Source organism: Nostoc sp. UIC 10890, from assembly GCF_054786515.1.
Window position 1 is genome coordinate 2,903,457 of the sequence record NZ_JBSGKF010000001.1, and the last position, 19,961, is coordinate 2,923,417.

At 41.5% G+C, this 19,961-nt stretch carries 13 protein-coding genes; 9 read left to right on the forward strand and 4 right to left on the reverse strand.

Annotated features, from left to right (window positions below; genetic code table 11):
- Positions 1-252: 252 nt before the first annotated feature.
- The 4 genes from ACWATR_RS11540 (at position 253) to ACWATR_RS11555 (ending at position 7,135) form a co-directional block, all read left to right on the forward strand.
- Positions 253-1,962 carry a beta strand repeat-containing protein gene (locus ACWATR_RS11540; RefSeq protein WP_460332346.1) on the forward strand — a complete coding sequence of 570 codons (1,710 nt, stop codon included), beginning with the start codon at positions 253-255 and terminating at the stop codon, positions 1,960-1,962.
- A gap of 273 nt (positions 1,963-2,235) precedes the next feature.
- Entirely contained in the window at positions 2,236-3,921 is a 1,686-nt protein-coding gene (gene ilvD, locus ACWATR_RS11545) for a dihydroxy-acid dehydratase (RefSeq protein ID WP_460332348.1), read from the forward strand.
- 323 nt (positions 3,922-4,244) lie between these two features.
- The gene (locus tag ACWATR_RS11550) at positions 4,245-4,622 is read left to right on the forward strand and encodes a hypothetical protein (protein ID WP_069067845.1); all 378 of its coding nucleotides are present in this window, start codon (positions 4,245-4,247) and stop codon (positions 4,620-4,622) included.
- A gap of 29 nt (positions 4,623-4,651) precedes the next feature.
- The gene (locus ACWATR_RS11555) at positions 4,652-7,135 is read left to right on the forward strand and encodes a caspase, EACC1-associated type (protein WP_460332350.1); all 2,484 of its coding nucleotides are present in this window, start codon (positions 4,652-4,654) and stop codon (positions 7,133-7,135) included.
- Between the two features lie 205 nt (positions 7,136-7,340).
- Here the strand turns inward: ACWATR_RS11555 and ACWATR_RS11560 are convergent, their stop codons facing one another.
- The 3 genes from ACWATR_RS11560 to ACWATR_RS11570 form a co-directional block, all read right to left on the reverse strand.
- Entirely contained in the window at positions 7,341-7,511 is a 171-nt protein-coding gene (locus ACWATR_RS11560; RefSeq protein WP_460332352.1) for a hypothetical protein, read from the reverse strand.
- A 220-nt stretch (positions 7,512-7,731) separates the two neighbouring features.
- A complete protein-coding gene (locus ACWATR_RS11565; RefSeq protein ID WP_460332354.1) occupies positions 7,732-9,654 on the reverse strand; it encodes a sensor histidine kinase in 1,923 nt (640 codons plus the stop codon).
- Positions 9,655-9,826: 172 nt separating this feature from the next.
- Positions 9,827-15,715, reverse strand: a complete 5,889-nt coding sequence (locus ACWATR_RS11570; RefSeq protein WP_460332356.1) for a trifunctional serine/threonine-protein kinase/ATP-binding protein/sensor histidine kinase — start codon at positions 15,713-15,715, stop codon at positions 9,827-9,829.
- A gap of 181 nt (positions 15,716-15,896) precedes the next feature.
- On the opposite strand from ACWATR_RS11570, the gene ACWATR_RS11575 reads away from it, so the two are divergent.
- The 5 genes from ACWATR_RS11575 (at position 15,897) to ACWATR_RS11595 (ending at position 19,213) form a co-directional block, all read left to right on the forward strand.
- Positions 15,897-16,139: a hypothetical protein gene (locus tag ACWATR_RS11575; protein WP_460332358.1), complete on the forward strand. Its 243-nt coding sequence runs from the start codon at positions 15,897-15,899 to the stop codon at positions 16,137-16,139.
- 150 nt (positions 16,140-16,289) lie between these two features.
- Positions 16,290-17,015 (forward strand): pyridoxine 5'-phosphate synthase, encoded by a 726-nt coding sequence (locus tag ACWATR_RS11580; RefSeq protein ID WP_460332360.1) that lies wholly within the window; start codon positions 16,290-16,292, stop codon positions 17,013-17,015.
- A gap of 147 nt (positions 17,016-17,162) precedes the next feature.
- Complete coding sequence (locus tag ACWATR_RS11585) at positions 17,163-17,882, forward strand: SnoaL-like polyketide cyclase (protein WP_460332362.1); 720 nt, start codon at positions 17,163-17,165, stop codon at positions 17,880-17,882.
- Between the two features lie 63 nt (positions 17,883-17,945).
- Complete coding sequence (locus ACWATR_RS11590; protein ID WP_069067862.1) at positions 17,946-18,275, forward strand: MgPME-cyclase complex family protein; 330 nt, start codon at positions 17,946-17,948, stop codon at positions 18,273-18,275.
- A gap of 236 nt (positions 18,276-18,511) precedes the next feature.
- Entirely contained in the window at positions 18,512-19,213 is a 702-nt protein-coding gene (locus ACWATR_RS11595; RefSeq protein ID WP_460332364.1) for a hypothetical protein, read from the forward strand.
- 79 nt (positions 19,214-19,292) lie between these two features.
- Here the strand turns inward: ACWATR_RS11595 and ACWATR_RS11600 are convergent, their stop codons facing one another.
- Positions 19,293-19,748 carry a divergent PAP2 family protein gene (locus ACWATR_RS11600; RefSeq protein ID WP_181932004.1) on the reverse strand — a complete coding sequence of 152 codons (456 nt, stop codon included), beginning with the start codon at positions 19,746-19,748 and terminating at the stop codon, positions 19,293-19,295.
- Between the last annotated feature and the right edge of the window lie 213 nt (positions 19,749-19,961).

Consider the following 19,961-nt stretch of genomic DNA (forward strand, 5'->3'; position numbering starts at 1 on the left):
TCTTGCCTAGCAGCCTGGTCTTGAAAATGAAGACATTAGGCACAAGGATAAAACATGATTGCTGGCACAATTTTTAATGCCAACATCATCGATATATGCAGTATTTCTCAAATCTTTAGAATTGACGGTAAAGACCTACTGAAGTTAGGTCTGGTTCAAATATCTATTCATTTATCCTACTCCTTTCCTAGCGAGGAAATGACAAGATAATTTCTTAACTTTTACTTTTTGAAACTATCAGAGGAATTCATTATGGCAACTATAAACGGTAGCAATTTCAATGACAACAATACCTTCAACGGTGTCCCATTTGCTTTTCGCCCTGCCCTGAACGGTATCGTCGATCCAGTTTTTGTTTTTCCAAATCTTTTAATCCCCGATGCTGCTGATACCATCAACGGACTGAACGGTAACGACATTCTTAACGCTCTTGGCACCAACGATACCCTGAATGGTGGTGCTGGCAATGATACACTCAATGGGGGTGCTGGCAATGATAGCCTCGATGGGGGTAGTGGCAATGATAGCCTCAATGGGGGCGTAGGCAATGACATCTTCAAAGGCAGTCAAGGTAACGACAACATTAATGGTGGAGATGGCTTTGATACCGCCGACTACAGTCAACTAGGTCAAAGAATTACCTTGTCAGGTATTGGAACCATTCAAAAAGCTGGAGGATTGGGGCAAGATCAACTCTTTCAAGTCGAAAAGATTATTGCTAATGCTAATGTTGCCAACAATACCATAGATGCATCCCAATCTTTGCCTGGAGTATCTATCACCGTTAACCTGCAAAATCAAAGTTTGACTGCCAATAACGTTCCTTTTTTGGGAGCATTGCCATTTACTGTAGTCAACTTTGATAATGTCATTGGCACAAATGCAAATGACAGCATTACTGGCGACAACCAAAATAACCAATTATCTGGTGGTGATGGCAACGATACCATTAATGGTGGTGCTGGTGTTGACTCAACCAACGGCGGCAGTGGTAACGATCGCATCATTGATACCGACTTTGTAACTTTTGATGTCCATAATGGCGGAACTGGTGTAGACACAATTGATTATTCCGGTGTCTCCTTCGCTTCTGGAGTCACAATCAACCTGGCAACAGGTTTAACATCTGTTAGTGGTGGCAATACTGAAACCATCCTTAACTTTGAGAATGTTGAGGGTAGCCAAGGCGGTGAAACAATTATTGGCTCCTCTGGCAATAACGTCCTCAACGGCAATGGTGGCAACGATACCATTAATGGTGGTGCTGGTGTTGACTCAACCAACGGCGGCAGTGGTAACGATCGCATCATTGATACCGACTTTGTAACTTTTGATGTCCATAATGGCGGAACTGGTGTAGACACAATTGATTATTCCGGTGTCACCTTCGGTTCCGGGGTCACAATCAACCTGGCAACAGGTTTAACCTCCGTTAGTGGTGGCAATACTGAAACCATCAGTAACTTCGAGAATGTTGAGGGTAGCCAGGGCGGTGAGACAATTATTGGCTCCTCCGGCAATAACGTTCTCAATGGTAATGGTGGCAACGATACCATTAACGGCGGATTGGGCAACGATAGCCTGACTGGTGGTAGTGGCAATGATCGCCTCATCGGTGGTAGTGGAACAGATCGCCTGACTGGAGGATCGAGTAATGATGTTTTCGTTTTCAACTCAGCTTCAGAAAGTCAACCTGGTTTGTTACGAGATGTGATCACTGACTTCGTTGGAAACGGTATCTTTGCAGGTGATCAAATTGATCTATCTGCCATTGATGCCAACCCCTTTATAGCAAACAACCAAGCCTTCACTTTCATTGGAGCTGGCGCATTCTCCGCAGTCGGTCAAGTCCGTTATGCAGGAGGTATTCTTCAAGCTAACACCAATTTCGATTTTGCCGCCGAGTTTGAGGTTCAACTCGCAGGAGCGCCAGGACTAGTAGCAAGCGACATTATCCTTTAATTAATGAGTGAATAACCGGGGTCTAATATCAAGTTAGATTAATCATCCTAATTCCCGCTAGAAACCCACCCCGCTAAAGAGCTAACACTGATTTAATTGCGAATTGCGAATTGGTTTGACCCCTACCCCACCTGATCGGGGAGGGGTATTTTTATAATTGTTGTATTTATCACTAACGTTAATGCTGGCTTATGTTCGATCGCGCCGCGTATGCATGAGAAAATCAGATAATACAATCGCAATAGTTGCGATGATGCCAGGGAAGGAAAAAAGATGTCGGAGAATTTGAGAAGCCAAGTAGTGACGCAAGGAGTGCAGCGATCGCCAAATCGGGCTATGCTACGTGCAGTTGGTTTTAAAGATGAAGATTTCAACAAAGCCATTGTCGGTATTGCCAACGGTTACAGCACCATTACGCCCTGCAATATGGGGATAAATCAGCTGGCGCAAAGGGCAGAGGTGGGGATAAAAACCGCCGGGGCGATGCCACAAATGTTCGGCACGATTACCATTAGCGACGGGATTTCGATGGGAACAGAAGGGATGAAATATTCCCTAGTGTCGCGGGAAGTCATCGCTGATTCCATTGAAACCGCCTGTACCGGACAAAGTATGGATGGTGTACTAGCCATTGGCGGTTGTGATAAAAATATGCCAGGGGCAATGATTGCAATGGCCCGGATGAATATCCCGGCAATATTTGTCTACGGTGGCACAATTAAACCCGGTCATTACAACGGACGCGATTTAACTGTTGTCAGTTCTTTTGAAGCTGTTGGTCAATACAGTGCTGGAAAAATTGACGAAAAGGAATTATTAGAAGTTGAAGGTCGGGCTTGTCCTGGTGCTGGTTCCTGTGGGGGAATGTTCACAGCTAACACCATGTCTTCAGCATTTGAAGCGTTGGGGATGAGTTTACCCTATTCTTCAACAATGGCAGCCGAAGATGCCGAAAAAGCCGACAGCACGGAAAAATCGGCATCTGTGCTAGTCGAAGCTATCCGTAAACAAATCTTGCCCCGCCAAATTATCACCCGCAAATCTATAGAGAATGCTATCTCTGTGATTATGGCAGTGGGTGGTTCGACGAATGCAGTGCTGCACTTTTTAGCGATCGCTCGTGCCGCTGAGGTAGATTTAACTATAGACGACTTTGAAACAATCCGCGCCCGTGTTCCCGTTTTGTGTGATTTAAAACCAAGTGGTAAATATGTCGCTACAGATTTGCACAAAGCTGGTGGCATTCCCCAAGTAATGAAGATGCTACTTGTGCATGACTTATTACACGGTGATAGCCTGACCATTAGCGGGCAAACCATTGCAGAGATATTAGCAGACATCCCCGAAGAACCATCTGTCAATCAAGATGTGATTCGGACTTGGAATAATCCAATGTATGCTCAAGGACATTTAGCCATCCTCAGAGGTAATCTGGCAACAGAAGGGGCTGTCGCTAAAATTACTGGCGTGAAAAAACCAGTAATTACCGGGCCTGCAAGAGTATTTGAATCCGAAGAAGCCTCTTTAGATGCAATTTTGGCGGGTAAGATTCAAGCTGGTGATATTCTAATCATCCGCTATGAAGGGCCTAAAGGCGGCCCTGGAATGCGAGAAATGTTGGCTCCCACCTCAGCAATTATCGGTGCTGGTTTGGGTGATGCGGTGGGATTAATTACCGACGGACGCTTTTCTGGCGGTACTTATGGCATGGTGGTTGGTCATGTTGCTCCAGAAGCCGCAGTTGGTGGTGCGATCGCGCTTGTAGAAGAAGGCGATAGTATTACTATTGATGCACCCGCTCGTTTATTGCAGTTGAATGTATCTGAAGAAGAATTGGCTCGTCGTCGTGCTAACTGGCAACCTCCGGCTCCCCGTTACACTAAAGGCGTGTTGGCGAAATATGCCAAATTGGTATCTTCTAGCAGTCTTGGGGCTGTGACAGATTTAGACTTGTTTTAAATGATTTAACTGAACGCCTTAATTCCCCATCCTTCTACAGGGTGGGGTTCTTCAGGTTTAATAAGCAATCAAGCGAACATGACATAACACCATTTTTCGTTTCTACTTGGTTTTAGCAATCTGCGTCGCTAATTTTATACTACTGCTCCTAATTAGAGAAGGGACAATACTCCTATTTCTAGTAATTTTTACTGAAATTTTATGAGTTTTTGTAAAAATCTTGAAGAAGTTTCAGGAAATTTACATAGCAGCTATGATGTCAATAGAGAAATTACGGCAATATAGTTGACAGTCAACTGCTTAAAAACCGAAAAGGGTACAAAATGAGTTTTGAATCTAACGTCAAACTGACGATCGCTCTTGCTAATCCAGATTTAGATGCAGAGGAGCAAGAACGAGAAGCACGGAATCTGTTGCGAGAAATCAAAGACTTAGATGTTGAAAGTGCTGAACTAGTAGCAGTTACAGAAATACCCGAAGGAGCCAAATCTGTTGGCGGTTTTTTGTTGGGTGTATTGCAAGCAGAGGTCAGCCTTGCCAATTTTAAGAAATTGCTGGGATTTTTGGGCGATCGCTTGGGCAACAAAACTATTGAATTGGAAGTTGAGGCTAACGGCAAAAAACTGAAAGTTAAAGCCAGCAGTCGGGAAGAGTTAACCGCAGCCATTGAACAAGCGCAAAAGTTTGTCGCAGGTAACTAAGAAATTCCAGCAGTAAGGAAGATAAGAAAATGGCGAAAGTAGCACTGCTAATCGGAGTCAGTGAGTATGAACCTGGTCTTACTCCATTGCCAGCAGCAACAAAAGATGTAGAGGCAATGCAGCGAGTTTTGCTGCACCCAGAAATTGGGGGCTTTGATGACGTAACACTGCTGCTAAATCCTCAACAACATCAGATGGCAGTAGCTATCGAAACCTTGTTTGATGGTCGTCAAAAAGATGACCTCTTGGTGCTATTTTTTTCTGGACATGGTATTAAGGATGAGAGTGGTAAGCTTTACTTTGCATCTCGTAACACTCATAAAACATTAATTAAGTCAACAACAGTACCAGCTAGCTTTGTGCATGAGGTCATGAGTAATAGTCGCTCTAGGCGCGAGGTAGTAATTCTTGATTGTTGCTTTAGTGGCGCATTTGCTGAAGGAATGTCAGCAAAAGATCATGGTTTTGTTGACATCAGAAACCAATTGGGTGGAGAAGGGCGAGCTGTTCTCACATCTTCAACTTCCACTCAATATTCTTTTGAACAGCAAGGGGCAGATACCTCAACTTACACCCGCTACATAGTTGAGGGACTGGAGACTGGTGCAGCAGACCGGGACGAAGATGGTTGGATTTCTGTTGATGAATTGCACGAGTATGCCAGCAAGAAAGTACAAGAAGTTTCTCCCGCAATGAAACCAGAAATCTATGCCATCAAAGAAGGCTATAAAATCAACCTTGGAAAAGCACCTATTGATAATCGTTATTTAAGATATCGTCGAGAAGTTGAGTATTGGGTAGAAGGTGGTAATGGTGAAATTTCTTTTACAGGTCGTGCTGCATTAGAAGAACTAAGAAATAGGCTAGAACTAACAACGAATGACACTAATGAAATTGAAACCCAAGTTTTAGAGCCTATTAAAATTTATAAGCATAAATTGCAGCAATATGAGCAGGTTTTATGTAAAGAAATTGAAGTCAAATTTCCTCTCAGTGATAAAGCTCTCACTGATTTGAAACGTTTTCAACAAGTATTAGGACTAACAGATGAATCAATCGCCCTAATTGAAGCTTCTATCATTGCCAAACAACAAACTCATAAAAATCCAATATCTAAACATATTTTAATTTCCAAAAGTAGCAATATTTGGAATTATATAGGAGTGGGAATTATTGGAACAATTATTGGCGGTATTTTAGTCGCTATGTTTCGTCCTCAACCTGTATTTAAATCTTGTCCTGTTGATGACAAGTATATTTTAGGCGATAAAATTAGTGTAGGTGAAGAGATTTTATTGACACAAGATACAAATCCAGATAAAAAAGCTGGAGTTGAAGCATTTGCCGATGGTGATTGTCAGAATGCTATTAAGAAACTTGAGTCTTATCGGAACCTAAATCTTACAGACCCAGAAGCATTGATTTACTTAAACAATGCTAAAGCTGTTCGCAGAGGTGAACCCCTGAAAATTGCTGTAAGTGTACCCATTGGGACAAATTCAGATGTAGCTAAAGAGATGCTACGTGGTGTAGCTCAAGCTCAAGATGAAGTGAATCGTATGGGTGGTATTGACAGCAAACTTTTAAAAGTAGCGATCGCTAATGATGATAATGACCCAAGCACAGCCGTACTACTTGCCACTCGGTTTGTCAAAGATGCCAGCATTTTGGCTGTAGTCGGACATAATTCTAGCAATGCTTCTCTCTCCGCAGCTCCAGTTTATCAAAAAGACGGGTTAGTAATGATGTCTCCCACTAGCTATGCCCCTAATCTCTCTAATGTTGGTAACTATATCTTCCGCACTGCTCCTAGTGTTAACTCGGTAGCAGATAGCGTTTCTAATTATGCTGTCAACATAGCCCGCAAAACCAATTTTCTGATGTGTGTTGATCCCCAATCTTTAGATAATTTATTGTTTAAGGATAGGTTTATTAAAGCAATCAAGGCAGCTGGTGGTCAGATAAATTCCACAAATTGCAATATTTCTACCAGAAATTTTGACCCTAAAGCAGTCACAGATCAAGCTATACGCAATGGCGCTAATGCCTTGGTATTAGCTATCTATATAGAAAGAATCAAGGAAGGTTTAGCAGTAGCGCGAACTACTCAAGGGCAATTGGAAGTATTTAGTAGTTCTACTCTATTCAGGAACGACATATTAGAAGAAGGGGAAGCTATTAAAGGCATGATAATTGCTATACCTTGGCATTCCCAAGCATTTCCTGAAAATCCCTTTGAGGAAAACGCTAAAAGACTCTGGGGTGGAACTGTGAATTGGCGAACGGCAACGTCTTATGATGCGACTAAAGCAATTATTGTAGGGTTGCAGCCAAGCAAAACTCGTCATGGACTGCAAGAAGCACTGCACAGTCAGAGGTTTTCAGTCGATGGTGCGACAGGAAAAATTCAGTTTTTAGCATCAGGCGATCGCAAAGACAATCCCATGTTCTTAGTCAAAGTTCAACAAAGACCTGGTACTGATAAGTATGAATTTGTACCGATCCAACCTTAAGTTTGTGCCTTTACCTAATACCGATCGCACTTACTCATTCTGATATTTCAAAATAGCGACCGCACTCATTTTTTGACTTACAGCAACTCGATAAAACCATCAACACTCAGCCCAACCTGTCTAATAATTGCTCGTAAAGTTCCTTTGTCTAAGAGCTAATTTGTAAACTAAAGTAAAGTACTTGTCTAATCAGGGTTTCAGTAATTTAAGTCAATACAGCACCTATTGGCTGAAACTCAGACCTAGTAATAAGTTGAGTGCCCTTAAGATTTTCTTTACGAATCAAATCTAATTCTTGATGATTCGGAACAACCACTTCAGCAAATGGCTCTATCTCGACGTAAAATAATGTGGCTTCCACGTTGTCGCAAAACATAAAAACTAGCCTTTCCTAAAGCAGCGATCGCCTTTCTCAAAAAGCCTTAGATTTATATCATAATCTGCCGAGAGTTTCCTGAATTAAAGTGTAAAAATTAGAGCAGATTAAATTTAAAAATCAAATTTCTTAAAGTATATCGCCTCTAATCATGAGTATATAAATTAGCTAAAACAATCTTTGATATAATTCCTGACTGTTCCAATTTTGTCAGTAATTTTTACTTGTTACTTGTTAAAGGAATACAGATGGTAAACTCTGTCCCACATCCTGGGGTAGAATCAACTTCAATAGTTCCTGCGTGTTTGTCTACAACAATTTGATAAGCGATCGCCATTCCTAATCCAATTCCTTTGCCCACAGGTTTAGTGGTAAACATGTGGTCAAATACCCGTTGTTTTACATCCTGTGACATCCCAATCCCATTATCGTAAATTTGAACGATCGCACAATCACTTGATTTGCCAATTTGGGTTTGGAGCTTAATTTGATTACGGTTATTTTCAAGAGCCTCAAAACTACGTTTTTGGCTGGCTTCTTCCAGTGCATCGATCGCATTTACCAGAACATTCATAAATACCTGATTGAGTTGCCCCGCGTAGCATTCTACTAGGGGTAAATCACCGTATTTCTTAATGATTTGAATTTCTGGTTGATTAGGCGTGGCTGTTAGGCGATGGTTCAGAATCATCAGAGCGTTGTCTAATCCTTCGTGAATATCTACAAATTTCATGTCTGCTTCATCGAGGCGCGAGAAATTACGCAGCGACAGCACAATTTGACGAATGCGCTTGGTTCCTACTTGCATTGATGCCATTAACTTGGGTAAATCTTCTGCTAGAAACTCAATATCAAGGTCTTGGGCGCGATCGCTAATTTCGGCTGTCGGATTTGGGTAGGTTTGTTCATAAAGCTTGAGCAAATCGAGGATACCTGCGCTGTATTCACTGGCATGGTTGAGGTTGGCATGAATAAAATTGGCAGGATTATTGATTTCGTGTGCCACCCCAGCAACCATTTGTCCCAGACTAGACATTTTTTCGGTATGGATGAGTTGAGCCTGGGTATTTTGCAATTCTTTCAAAGTTTTGCTGAGTTCGTGCGCCTGCTGGCTGGAAACCAAGGCGCGATCGCGAATCTGTTCATATAGTTGCACTTGTCGCCACGCACTAATCAACCCAACCAGTAGCAATCCTCCCAAAACCGTAGCTAACAGGTTCAAAGCCTGCAATGGTGATTCAATATTTTCTTGTGGCACAACTAAAGCTACTGACCAATTTGCTTCTTTTAGGGGAGTATAAGCAATATAGTTCCATTTACCATCTAGTTGAACAAATTCAATATTTGTGCTTTTAGCTATCATTTGTTGAACAATTTCAGCCAGCCTGGGATTGGGCGAGTTGAGGAAACTCTCAGCAGCTTTTTCGGGTGTGCCAATTAGTTCCGTATTGGGATGGGCGATGGGAACTCCTTGAGAATTTAGCGCAAAGGCATAGCTACCTTTACCTTGATGCAAATTGCTGATCACTTCAACGACTCGGTTAATTGGAATACCTCCCATTAATACACCTGCTGGCTTTGTGGCTGTTTGGGCAGGAATCGGCGAACTAATTTGAATCTGTAACTGATTGCTTGTGCGGCCAATAATTGGATCGGCGGCTATCGTCTCACCCACTATACTCCGCTGAAAAAATTCTCGATCTTTAACATTTAGACGACCCCCTTGAGTGTTAATTAATGCACCATCTGGTATGCTCAATGACATCAGCAAAAACGTTTGTAGCCGCTTCACCTCAGATTGCAAGTAAGGTTCCATCACAGACCAATCTAGCGATCGCACCACTGGAGAATTTGCCAAAGTCTTAATTTCTGTCTTCCGAATGGCTAACCAGTTATCAATATCATTCTGACCTTGCTGTGTTTTTAAAAGTGCTTGCTCCTTGAGACTATTAAGCAACAACCCCTTAATAATCTTGTAACTAGTAATAGCTGTAGCACTAATACTAATAGACAAAATCACTACAATTGATAGTAATAATAGATTTCGCGATCGCCATTTCAATGAGTAATAATTTTTATTGGCTGGAGCATACCATTGTGACGTAATTCTCAACCATACTTTCCGCAATTTAAGCATTGTCATCGATTTATTCCAAGTTAAAATTTAAAAAGCCAAAATGTAGAGTCTTGAATACTAAATAAAGTACTCAAAACTCATTACTAATTACTAATTACTCAGCACTAATTAATAATTACTCATCACTCATTACTCATTACTCATTACTCATTACTCATTACTCATTACTCATCACTCATCATTGTTGTTGAGTAGAGATTTGAATGATAAATTCTGTACCCTTTCCAAGTTCTGAAGTGCAAGATAGGGAACCGCCATGTGCATCCACGACAATTTGACGAGCGATCGCTAATCCCAATCCAGTGCCTTGTCCTACAGGCTTGGTGGTGAATAGATGGTCAAAAACTTTTTGTTTAACTTCTGGTGACATTCCCACGCCATTATCAGCAATCTTAATCAAAACATCCTTACCTGAGTCTGCTACACAGGTTTGAATGGTGATGCAATTAGGGTTGTCTAGAATCGCTTCTAAACTCCGCTCTGTATTGTATTGTTCAAGTGCATCAACAGCATTTGCTAACAAGTTCATAAACACCTGATTAAGTTGTCCAGCAAAACATTCCACTAGGGGGAGTTTGCCATAATTCTTAACTACATCAATTGCTGGACGGTTTTCGTTAGCCTTTAAACGATGTCTAAGAATCAAAATAGTGCTGTCAATGCCTTCGTGAATATCAAAGGGAACTTTATAATCCTTATCTGCTCTGGAGAAGGTTCGCAAACTGGTACTAATACTGCGGATACGGCTAACACCTAATTTCATCGAATCCAGCAATTTAGGTAAATCTTCAAGTAAATAATTTAGGTCAATAGCATCAATTTCGTCTTCAATCTCTGAGCCGGGATTGGGAAACTTTTGTTGATAAAGCTTAATTAGTGTAAACAAATCTTTGATATAATCTTTCGCTGGTTCTAAATTGCCAGCTATGAAGCCAACAGGATTGTTAATTTCATGAGCAACACCTGCTACCAAATTACCAAGGGCAGACATTTTTTCACCCTGTACCAATTGCAATTGCATTGTTTGGAGTTCTTGCAACGCTTGTTCTAATTGTTGCTTTTGCTGTTGCAATAATTGTTGTGCTTGTTGAGGTGCAGTGATGTCTTCACATGTGCCAAGGATGCCAAAAACCTTTCCTTCTCGATCTTTTAGAGGAATTTTATTTGTATTTGACCAGATTTGTTTTCCGTCTGCTTGCAGCACTGTTTCGATAATGTTGAGTTGAGCTTGTCCAGACTCTATGACTTGGCGATCGTACTCTACATACCAATCTGATTCCTCAGGAGTCCAAGAGAGATTGTAGTCTGTTTTCCCAACAACATTTTCTGGCACTCCTACACCCGAAATTTCAGCAAATTTCTGGTTACAACCTAAATAAACACTATTGCGGTCTTTCCAGAAAACAGACTGGGGAATATTGTCCATAATTAATCGCAAGAATTGTTCAGTCTGTCTTAGGTTTTCTGAAGTATCTTGTGCTTGTTGATAAAGTCGGGCGTTTTCTAGGGAGATTGCAGCTTGAGTGCATAACAGATTGAGAACTTCGACGCGATCGCTAGTAAACGCTCCAGTAGTAAGATTGTTTTCTAAATACAAAATCCCCAACAGTTTGCCTTGATACAAAATCGGCATACACAGCAAGCTTTTGGGTTGCTGACGAATGATGTAAGGATCAGCTATCAGGGCCGGAGACAATGTTGTATTAAAGATGACGCTAGTTTGTAGGCTGCGTTTGACGGCGTAAATCAGGCTATGGGGAACCTCTGCGCTATCTTCCACAAAAATGGACTGTAGCATGGTTGATTGCTGCCCAATTTCAGTAGTAGCTTCAATTACCAATCTATCTTCTTTAAGTAGTAGTAAAACACACTTATCTGCTCCAGCATTTTCAATCACAACTTGCAACAGCTTAGTAAGTAATTTATCCAGTTCGATTTCACTAGAGAGAGTCTGAGATGCTTTGATAACTGTTGCCAAATCTAGCATTACTGATGCACTGCTGCTAGAAGTGATTGATTTACTGATACTTGGGTGGAAGGTAGCAATGCTGTCAATATTTGCGATCGTCTCATTGGGTGTGAGTGGTGGCCGCATCTGTTGTAAAATAGGAGCTAGCAATTTTGGATAATGCTGTTCTAAATCATCGACTTTAGCTTTAGCGCCCCAGTGGGTGTAGCAATAATAAGCATTAATCAAATACTCTTGGGCAATGCGTTCTTTGCCCCATTCTAAATAAAACTTGGCTGCGAGTTCGTTGGCGAGAGCTTCTTCATTGATATATTCATTTTCTTTGGCTTTCGCAATGGCGCGATCGTATGACTCGATTGCATCCATATACTTACCAGAAATTCTTGCTATTTCCGCAGATAATAATAGATAGCGATGCAGAAAGTTTTCTGGGCAATTATTCGCCCAGGTTTTTTGAATTTGTTGATGCTCTCGGATAATCTCCCAATATTGCTTTTGCTTCTCTAATGTTGCATTGGGATAGAGGGCTATCAAACTGAGTGGATAATAGAAATGATATTGAATAATTGGGAAAAAGCCAGAGTTAGAAGCAAGGGTTTTATCAGCTTCTTCTGCTGCTTTTACTGCATCTGCATAGCGGCCATAAAGATATGATAATTGGATTTTGAGAAAGCAGTACCAATTAATTCCATGCTCAAAGTTATTCTTCTGTCGCCAAACTTCTATATAGGGAATATCTTCGCCATTGTAATCATCTAATAAATCGGTGTTTTTAGATATATCTTGTAAGTTCAATAAAAACTGCCGTTGTAAAGTAAATGCATACAGCATATTGGTATCATTTACCTGTTGTACATATCCCAAATATTTCTCAGTTTCCGTGTAGACATCCGAGAGGCGATCGCCTTTAATTAACATTGCCCAAATCAAGAAAGAAACTGCCCAAACCCCGAACACCAAATTTCCAGTTTCTTGACAGACTTGGAATGATTGTTGAGAAATTGGCAAATTTGTTTTTAAATGCTGATTATAGGGATTAGTTGTGTGTGCAAAGATATTATTACTCTTAGGTATAAATTGAGTACTATTAAAATGGTGATCAACTTTTAGTGCTAGTGTACCGAACTCATAAGCAGTTTGATAATTACCTTTATTTGCCAGACTCATTCCATATAGACAGTAAGCAAAACCAGAGCTTTCTGCATTGCCATATTTCAACGATAAACTGATCATTAATAGAGGCATCAAACAACTAAGATTTTGATCTCCTCCCATATAAGCAGCTGCCCAAAGATCAGCTAAAAGACCCATACAAACTTTCTTCTCTGGATCTGTCATTTCAGGCAGATCGAACAAATCTGCTATCTGAATCGTTTGAAGTTTAGCTTTTAATTCTTCAAGTTCAGTTTCGATAGCAGCTTGTTGTTTTTCAGAAGTGACTGGCAAATGCATCCCCATGATGCTCAAACCTTTTAACCCAGCTTCAAAGCCAGATTCTATATTTTCGCCCTGAGTCATTTTCAGATGCATCTGAATTCGATAAATATCTGCTTGTTCAAACTTATCCTGACAATGATATAATGCCAAATCAAATAATCTCTCTGCCTCATCAAAATTACCAGTCAAATATTCACATTCCGCAGATTCTCGATGTAATCTAAAGGTTAGTTGATAGTTAGTTAGCCAACTTTCTTCTATTAATAACTCTCTACCTAACGTGAAATATTTCACGGCTGCTCTATAAGCAGTGGAAGCTTTAGCTTTCTTCCCAGCAATTAAATTTAGTTGAGCTAGTTCATATTTTGAGGATTGCTCATCAATTATGTCAATTCCCTCATTTAACTGATTAACAATATCAAAAATACTACCTTCGAGTGCTAATGGTGATGTGTTGTTTAAGAGTAATTGCCCAATTTTTAAATGAGTAGCTTTTCTTTGAGATTCAGGGATTAGAGAGTAGGCAGCTTGCTGAACACGGTCATGGAGAAATTTGTAAGAACAGGAGTCAGGAGAATTGGGTTGTAGAAATTCTGAATTTTCTTGATAGAACTTGTAGACCTCATTGGTAGGAATAATCAACCCATCTTGCATAGCTTTCCAAAAATCTGCGGATGTTTCCACCTGAGATTTTTCATAGACGATCGCTAATGCCGCCAAATCAAATTGGTTTCCTACACAAGCCGCTAACTTCAAGACTGCTTGAGTTCCAATTGATAACTTTTGCAGTTGAATTGCCATAAACTCTACTACATCATCGGTCAAAGCGAGCGATCGCACCTGAGCAACATCACATTCCCATCCCCTTTGAATTCCTCCCTGTGGGGAGTGATGGGAGTTAAATGTAATAAGTTGATCTTGATATAGAGCTTTGAGAAACTGGGCACTGAAGAAAGGATTGCCTTTAGTTTTACTTAATACTAACTCTGTTAATGGTGCAGCTAATGTTAGAGAACAATTCAATGTATCTGCAACCAAATGATTAATAGAAATCTGATCCAGGGGCGATAAAGTAATCGTATTGACTGTAGCGCCTAACTTCTGAATTTCTTCCAAAGTCAACATCAGTGGATGTACTGGGTTGACTTCGTTATCTCGATAAGCACCAATTAATAGTAGATAACCAATGTCAGCTTCACTCATTAACAAGTGCATTAACTTTAAAGAAGCAGAATCAGCCCATTGCAAATCATCAATAAAGATCACCAATGGATGTTCTTTTGTCGTGAACACTTGAGTGAACTTCAAAAACAGCGAATTGAAGCGATTTTGTGCGGCACTCCCAGAAAGTTCCGGCGCTGGAGGCTGTTTACTAATGATACTTTCCAGTTCTGGAATTACCTCAATCATCACTTGTCCGTTCTCACCCAAAGCAGAGAGAATTTTGTACTTCCACTGCTCGAATTGAACGTCAGTTTCACTTAGCAGTTGCCCGATTAAGTCTCGGAAAACTTGGACAAAAGCAGAGAAAGGTATGTTGCGCTGGAACTGGTCAAATTTACCTTTAATAAAGTAACCCCGTTGTCGCACAATTGGCTTGTGGACTTCGTTCACCACAGCAGTTTTGCCAATCCCAGAGAAACCTGCAACCAACATAATTTCAGTACTTCCCTGACTGACTCTCTCAAAGGCATCTAGCAAGCTTTCAACTTCGGCTTGGCGACCGTAGAGTTTTTCTGGGATGATGAAGCGATCGCAAATATCCCTTTGTGCAATTGGAAAACTCTCAATTCTACCCGTATTCTCCAGTTGCTCTAAACATTGTTCTAAATCATACTTTAGCCCTAATGCACTCTGATAGCGGTCTTCAGCATTTTTCGCCATCAATTTCATTACAATGTCACAAAGAACTTCGGGAATCTCCTCTTCCCCCCTGCTTCCTAATCGTTCCGGTTGCTTGGCAATATGACAGTGAACCAACTCCATCGGATCATTAGACTGGAAAGGTAGCTCTCCGGTAAGTAGTTCATAGAAAGTGATACCAAGAGAGTAGTAATCACTGCGATAGTCAATTCCGCGATTCATCCGCCCAGTTTGTTCCGGGGAAAGGTAGGCGAGAGTACCTTCTAAGACATTAGGACTGTGAATTTCCTGGGTTTCTCTAGGTAAAAGAGAGGCAATACTAAAGTCAATCAACTTAACTTGCTTAGTTTCCGGGTTAATCAGGATGTTGGCAGGTTTGATGTCTTTGTGGATAATCCGATGGCGATAGAGTCCGTCAAGAATATTGCTCAGAGCGATCGCAATTTCCAAGAACTCTGTCAGAGTATATTGGTTGCTCCCTATTTTTTGGTTCATCCAATCTCTGAGGGAAATACCACCAAAATCTTCCATCACCAAAGCATAGCTGTTGCCATAAGGTTCTAGACTGTAGGGATGAACAATACCGGGTAAGTCAATATTTTTAGCGATCGTGTATTGATTACGGAACAGCAACAGTTCATTGAAGCTGGGATACTCCTGCTGAAGCAGTTTGATCACAACCGGAAGTTGATCAGCCTCTCGAATTGCACGATAAACTAAGGTTCTAGAGCCGGCATAAAGTTGTTCGGTAATTCGATAGTTTAAAAGCTTGTCCATCGGTTCAACTGCTGTATTCATACTTGATCAACTCTTGTGAAATCAGCTATTTATTTAAAGTAGTCTGCCCAAAAACCAGCTTTTTCTAACTCAGTTTTCTTTTAGGTGTAGGCATAGCCCATCGTAGACATCGCATTTAATCCTGTGTATCGCACTCGAATCATCAGTGCTAGAAAAGCCACCCGCCAAGAAAGGAGGTTTTATGAAGAAGGAAATTGACGAGCTAGAAGACGAACTACGTCCTGAATACGACTTCTCGAAGATGGCAAAAGGTGTAAAAGGTAAGTATGTTGAGCGATACCGAGCCGGGACAAATTTAGTCCTTCTAGAGCCTGACGTTGCCCAAGCTTTTCCGACGGATGCATCCGTGAATGAGGCATTGCGATTATTAATCCAAATTGCTCAACGCCAGCAGCCTAACAACCCAATAATTCGTAATTCGTAATGACGCTCGTGGACTCGCTACCGCTGCGCTAACGTAATTCGTAGACATTGCATTTCACTTGTGTGATGTGTCTGTAGATCCTCAAGCAAAACTCCCGCTATTTCCGGTAAAATCAAGTTCTGAGGACTGTGGATTTGGGAGAAATTAGGGGTGCCTACACTTGGTGTTAACATTGACCACATCGCCACTATCCGGCAAGCACGGCGGACGGTGGAACCAGATCCCGTGGCAGCTGCGGTGCTGGCAGAATTAGCGGGTGCAGATGGGATTACAGTGCATCTGCGCGAAGATCGGCGGCATATCCAAGATAGGGATGTGCGGATATTGCGGCAAACAGTGCGATCGCATCTTAATTTAGAAATGGCCGCTACAGATGAAATGCTAGCGATCGCTCTCAATATCAAACCAGATTACGTGACCTTAGTCCCCGAAAAACGCGAAGAAGTCACAACAGAAGGCGGACTAGATATTATTGGGCAGATTGCTAGAATAGGTGAGATAGTCGATAAATTGCAAAGCGCTAGCATTCCAGTTAGTTTATTTATCGATGCTGAACCTGCACAAATCGAAGCATCTGTCAAGGTGCAAGCGCAATTTATTGAATTGCACACCGGACAATACGCTGAAGCTAAGGATGAGACAAATCGCCATCGAGAATTAGCCATATTAGCGAAAGGGTGTGAACAAGCGATTCAAGCTGGATTGCGAGTCAACGCTGGGCATGGACTCACTTACTGGAACGTCTATCCGGTGGCTGCGCTTCCCGGCATGGAAGAACTGAACATTGGTCATACCATCATCAGTCGGGCAGCATTAGTAGGTATAGAAAGGGCAGTCCGCGAGATGAAACAAGCGATAAGAGGGAATAGGGAATAGGGAATAGAAAATAGAAAATAGAAAATAGGGAATAGAAAATTTGTTTCTTCCCCAGTCCCCAATCCCCAATCCCCAATCCCCAATCCCCACAGAGGGTTGTCACTGCGAAATCTAGAAATTGGGATCAAATCTTCAGCAAAAACTTCTATGAGCGCAACAGAATCTAACAACCTGCCACTTTGGGTACAAGATAGAGATAAGGTGATAGCAGAAAGCACTGATGTCGAGTGGCGCTATCAGACACCGCCTGATTATTCCCGCTCAAAAGAGAATCTCGCTAAAGAAAGTATCTACAATCACCTTGAAGGTACACTGGAAGCGATCGTACAAAACTTGGTGCGAACCTTCGAGATGGAGGTGTCCTTCAAAGCGAACCCACAAGAGTGGTTGTCTATTGTTAATGAACAGTTTCGCGTGAGTACCAATGGCGGAGTTGAGTACACCGCAGCAGATTTATCAGCCCAAGGTACTTACAATCTATTTATGACTGATTCAGAGCATTACAAAGCCTCAGAAGAAAGCTTTGAATCATCCGCAAAACTCTTCCACACAACGTTTCCCCAAGGATTTCCTTGGGAAGTATTGGAAGTTTACTCAGGGCCACCAAATGTCACATTCAAATGGCGGCATTGGGGACATTTTAAAGGAGAATACAAAGACTATGCACCTACTGGAGAGACAGTAGAAATTATCGGCATGAGCATTGCAAAAGTTACCGATGACTTGAAGGTTGTTTCCTTAGAACACTACTTTGACAATAATCTGTTCTTGGAAAAGCTAACATCTGGTGGCAAACAAACAAAAGCTGAAAACGAGAAAAGTGCTTGTCCGTTCAGTTCTTGGTTCAAGAAATCCAACAAAAGTTAGTTTGTAAGGGCACAGTACAGCACTGTACCCTTAAATTATTCACATAGCAACCAAAGGATGAAAATGCAAACATACCATTACGTTTTGGCCAGTCAACGTTTTCTTCTCGAAGAAGAACCGATACACGAAGTTATCAAAGAACGCACTCGTCACTACCACGAACAAGAAAAACAAATAGATTTTTGGTTAGTTGAGCAACCAGCTTTCTTGGAAACACCGCAGTTTGCAGAGCTAAAGGCGAAGTGTCCCCAACCAGCAGTAGCAATTATTTCTACAAATCCCCAATTTATTACTTGGTTAAAACTGCGTTTAGAGTACGTCATCACTGGAGAATTCCAGGCTCCTTCTGAAGCAATACCCGATGCATTGGCATCGCTTGCTACTGTATCTTAGAAATTGGGCATTGGGAATTCATTGGGCATGGGGCATTGGGCATGGTAGACAAGGAAGAGACTTATTCAATATTCTCCCTCATGTCCCCAATCCCCAGTCCCCAGTCCCAATTTTATTTGTGAGTAACAAAATATATTTTTTGACACTCTTTTTATCTACATACTGAAGTAGCTGGGTTTTCAGCTTTTTTCTTATAAAATCTTCTAAGACACCTTGATTTACATAATCTAACTTTTGTGCATAGATTTCAGACTTTACCAAGTGTTTTAGGACTAGCGATATCTACGGCGAGCTTCGCTTACGCAGGGCTGATTGGTGGGATGAGTTCTGTCTTTGCCCAACAAGCAATTCCCCTCTGTCAACCACCAAATGCGGGTGAATATCTTTTATTAGTAGTAAGTCCGACAGCAAATAATCAAAAGCAGTTGCGTAGTGCCTTACCACCTGAACTTAAGACAATCACCTGTCAATATCTCAACGAAACTGTGACGCGAGTAGGGGGCTTTAACAAAATTGATGATGCTAATCGTTGGGCGAGATATGTCAGCAATATTGTTGGCTTGTCTGCCATAATTACCACTCGACCAACAGCAGCAGATGTCCAGCCACAATCACAGCCACAGCAACAGCCACAGCCACAGAGACAACCACAGTCACCACAGCAGACAGTCACCTATAATCCTCAAGCATTAGGAGAGGGTTATGCAGTGCTGGTAGATTATTACAACCGTCCAGAACTAGTAAATAGTGTGCAGCAAGCGGTAGGAGGTAACGTAGGTTTTGTTTCTTATGGACAACGCCCTTACTTGCTAGCAGTTTATACCACTAACCAAAGCGAAGCATACAACACATTACAAAAGCTGAACAATGGCGGTTTCGTTGCCAGCATCGTAGATAGTCGTAAGGTGATTCTGCTGCGCTCAACTGTGCGATTGTAGTCTATTAGTCATTAGTCATTAGTCATTAGTCATTAGTCATTAGTCATTAGTCATTGGTTAATAGACTGTAGACTATTGACTAATAAGCAGACCTAGCTAACCAATAGATGGTTATACCCAAAGCCGACCCAGCGATTACCTGAACTGGTGTGTGTCCGAGTAGTTCCTTGAGACGGTCTTGGCTAAAGTCTGGTTTTTCATGAAATAATTCATCAATCATTTGATTGAGAATACGAGCTTGCTTACCGGCTGCTTGGCGTACTCCGGCTGCATCATACATGACGATAATGGCAAAAACGATCGCAACGGCAAAATCAGGGGATGCCCAACCTAGTGTTTGCCCTACGCCAGCGGCTAAAGCTGTAACTAAAGCTGAATGGGCACTGGGCATACCTCCTGTTGTTACCAAAACACGTATATTAAGTTTGCGATGTTTGATGATCTCGACTACGAGCTTTAATGCTTGAGCAATTAAACAAGCTACCAGAGCAACCAGCAGCACCCGGTTGTCTAAAATGTTGCCTATGTCCTGCATGGTATTTTGGTTAGGTTAGTAAATATTAGCAGCAGTTGTCGGTTGAGGAAACATTTAGATTCAACCCAAAATCCAAAATTAACCTAAGTACATTACGACGGAAACAGACCAATTATTCAAAATCACCAAAAAGCTTAGATGATAAGCTTTTTGAATTTTGAATGAGTAAAGTTTGAATTCCGCAGGGCGGTGTAGTAAAGCATGGACTCAATA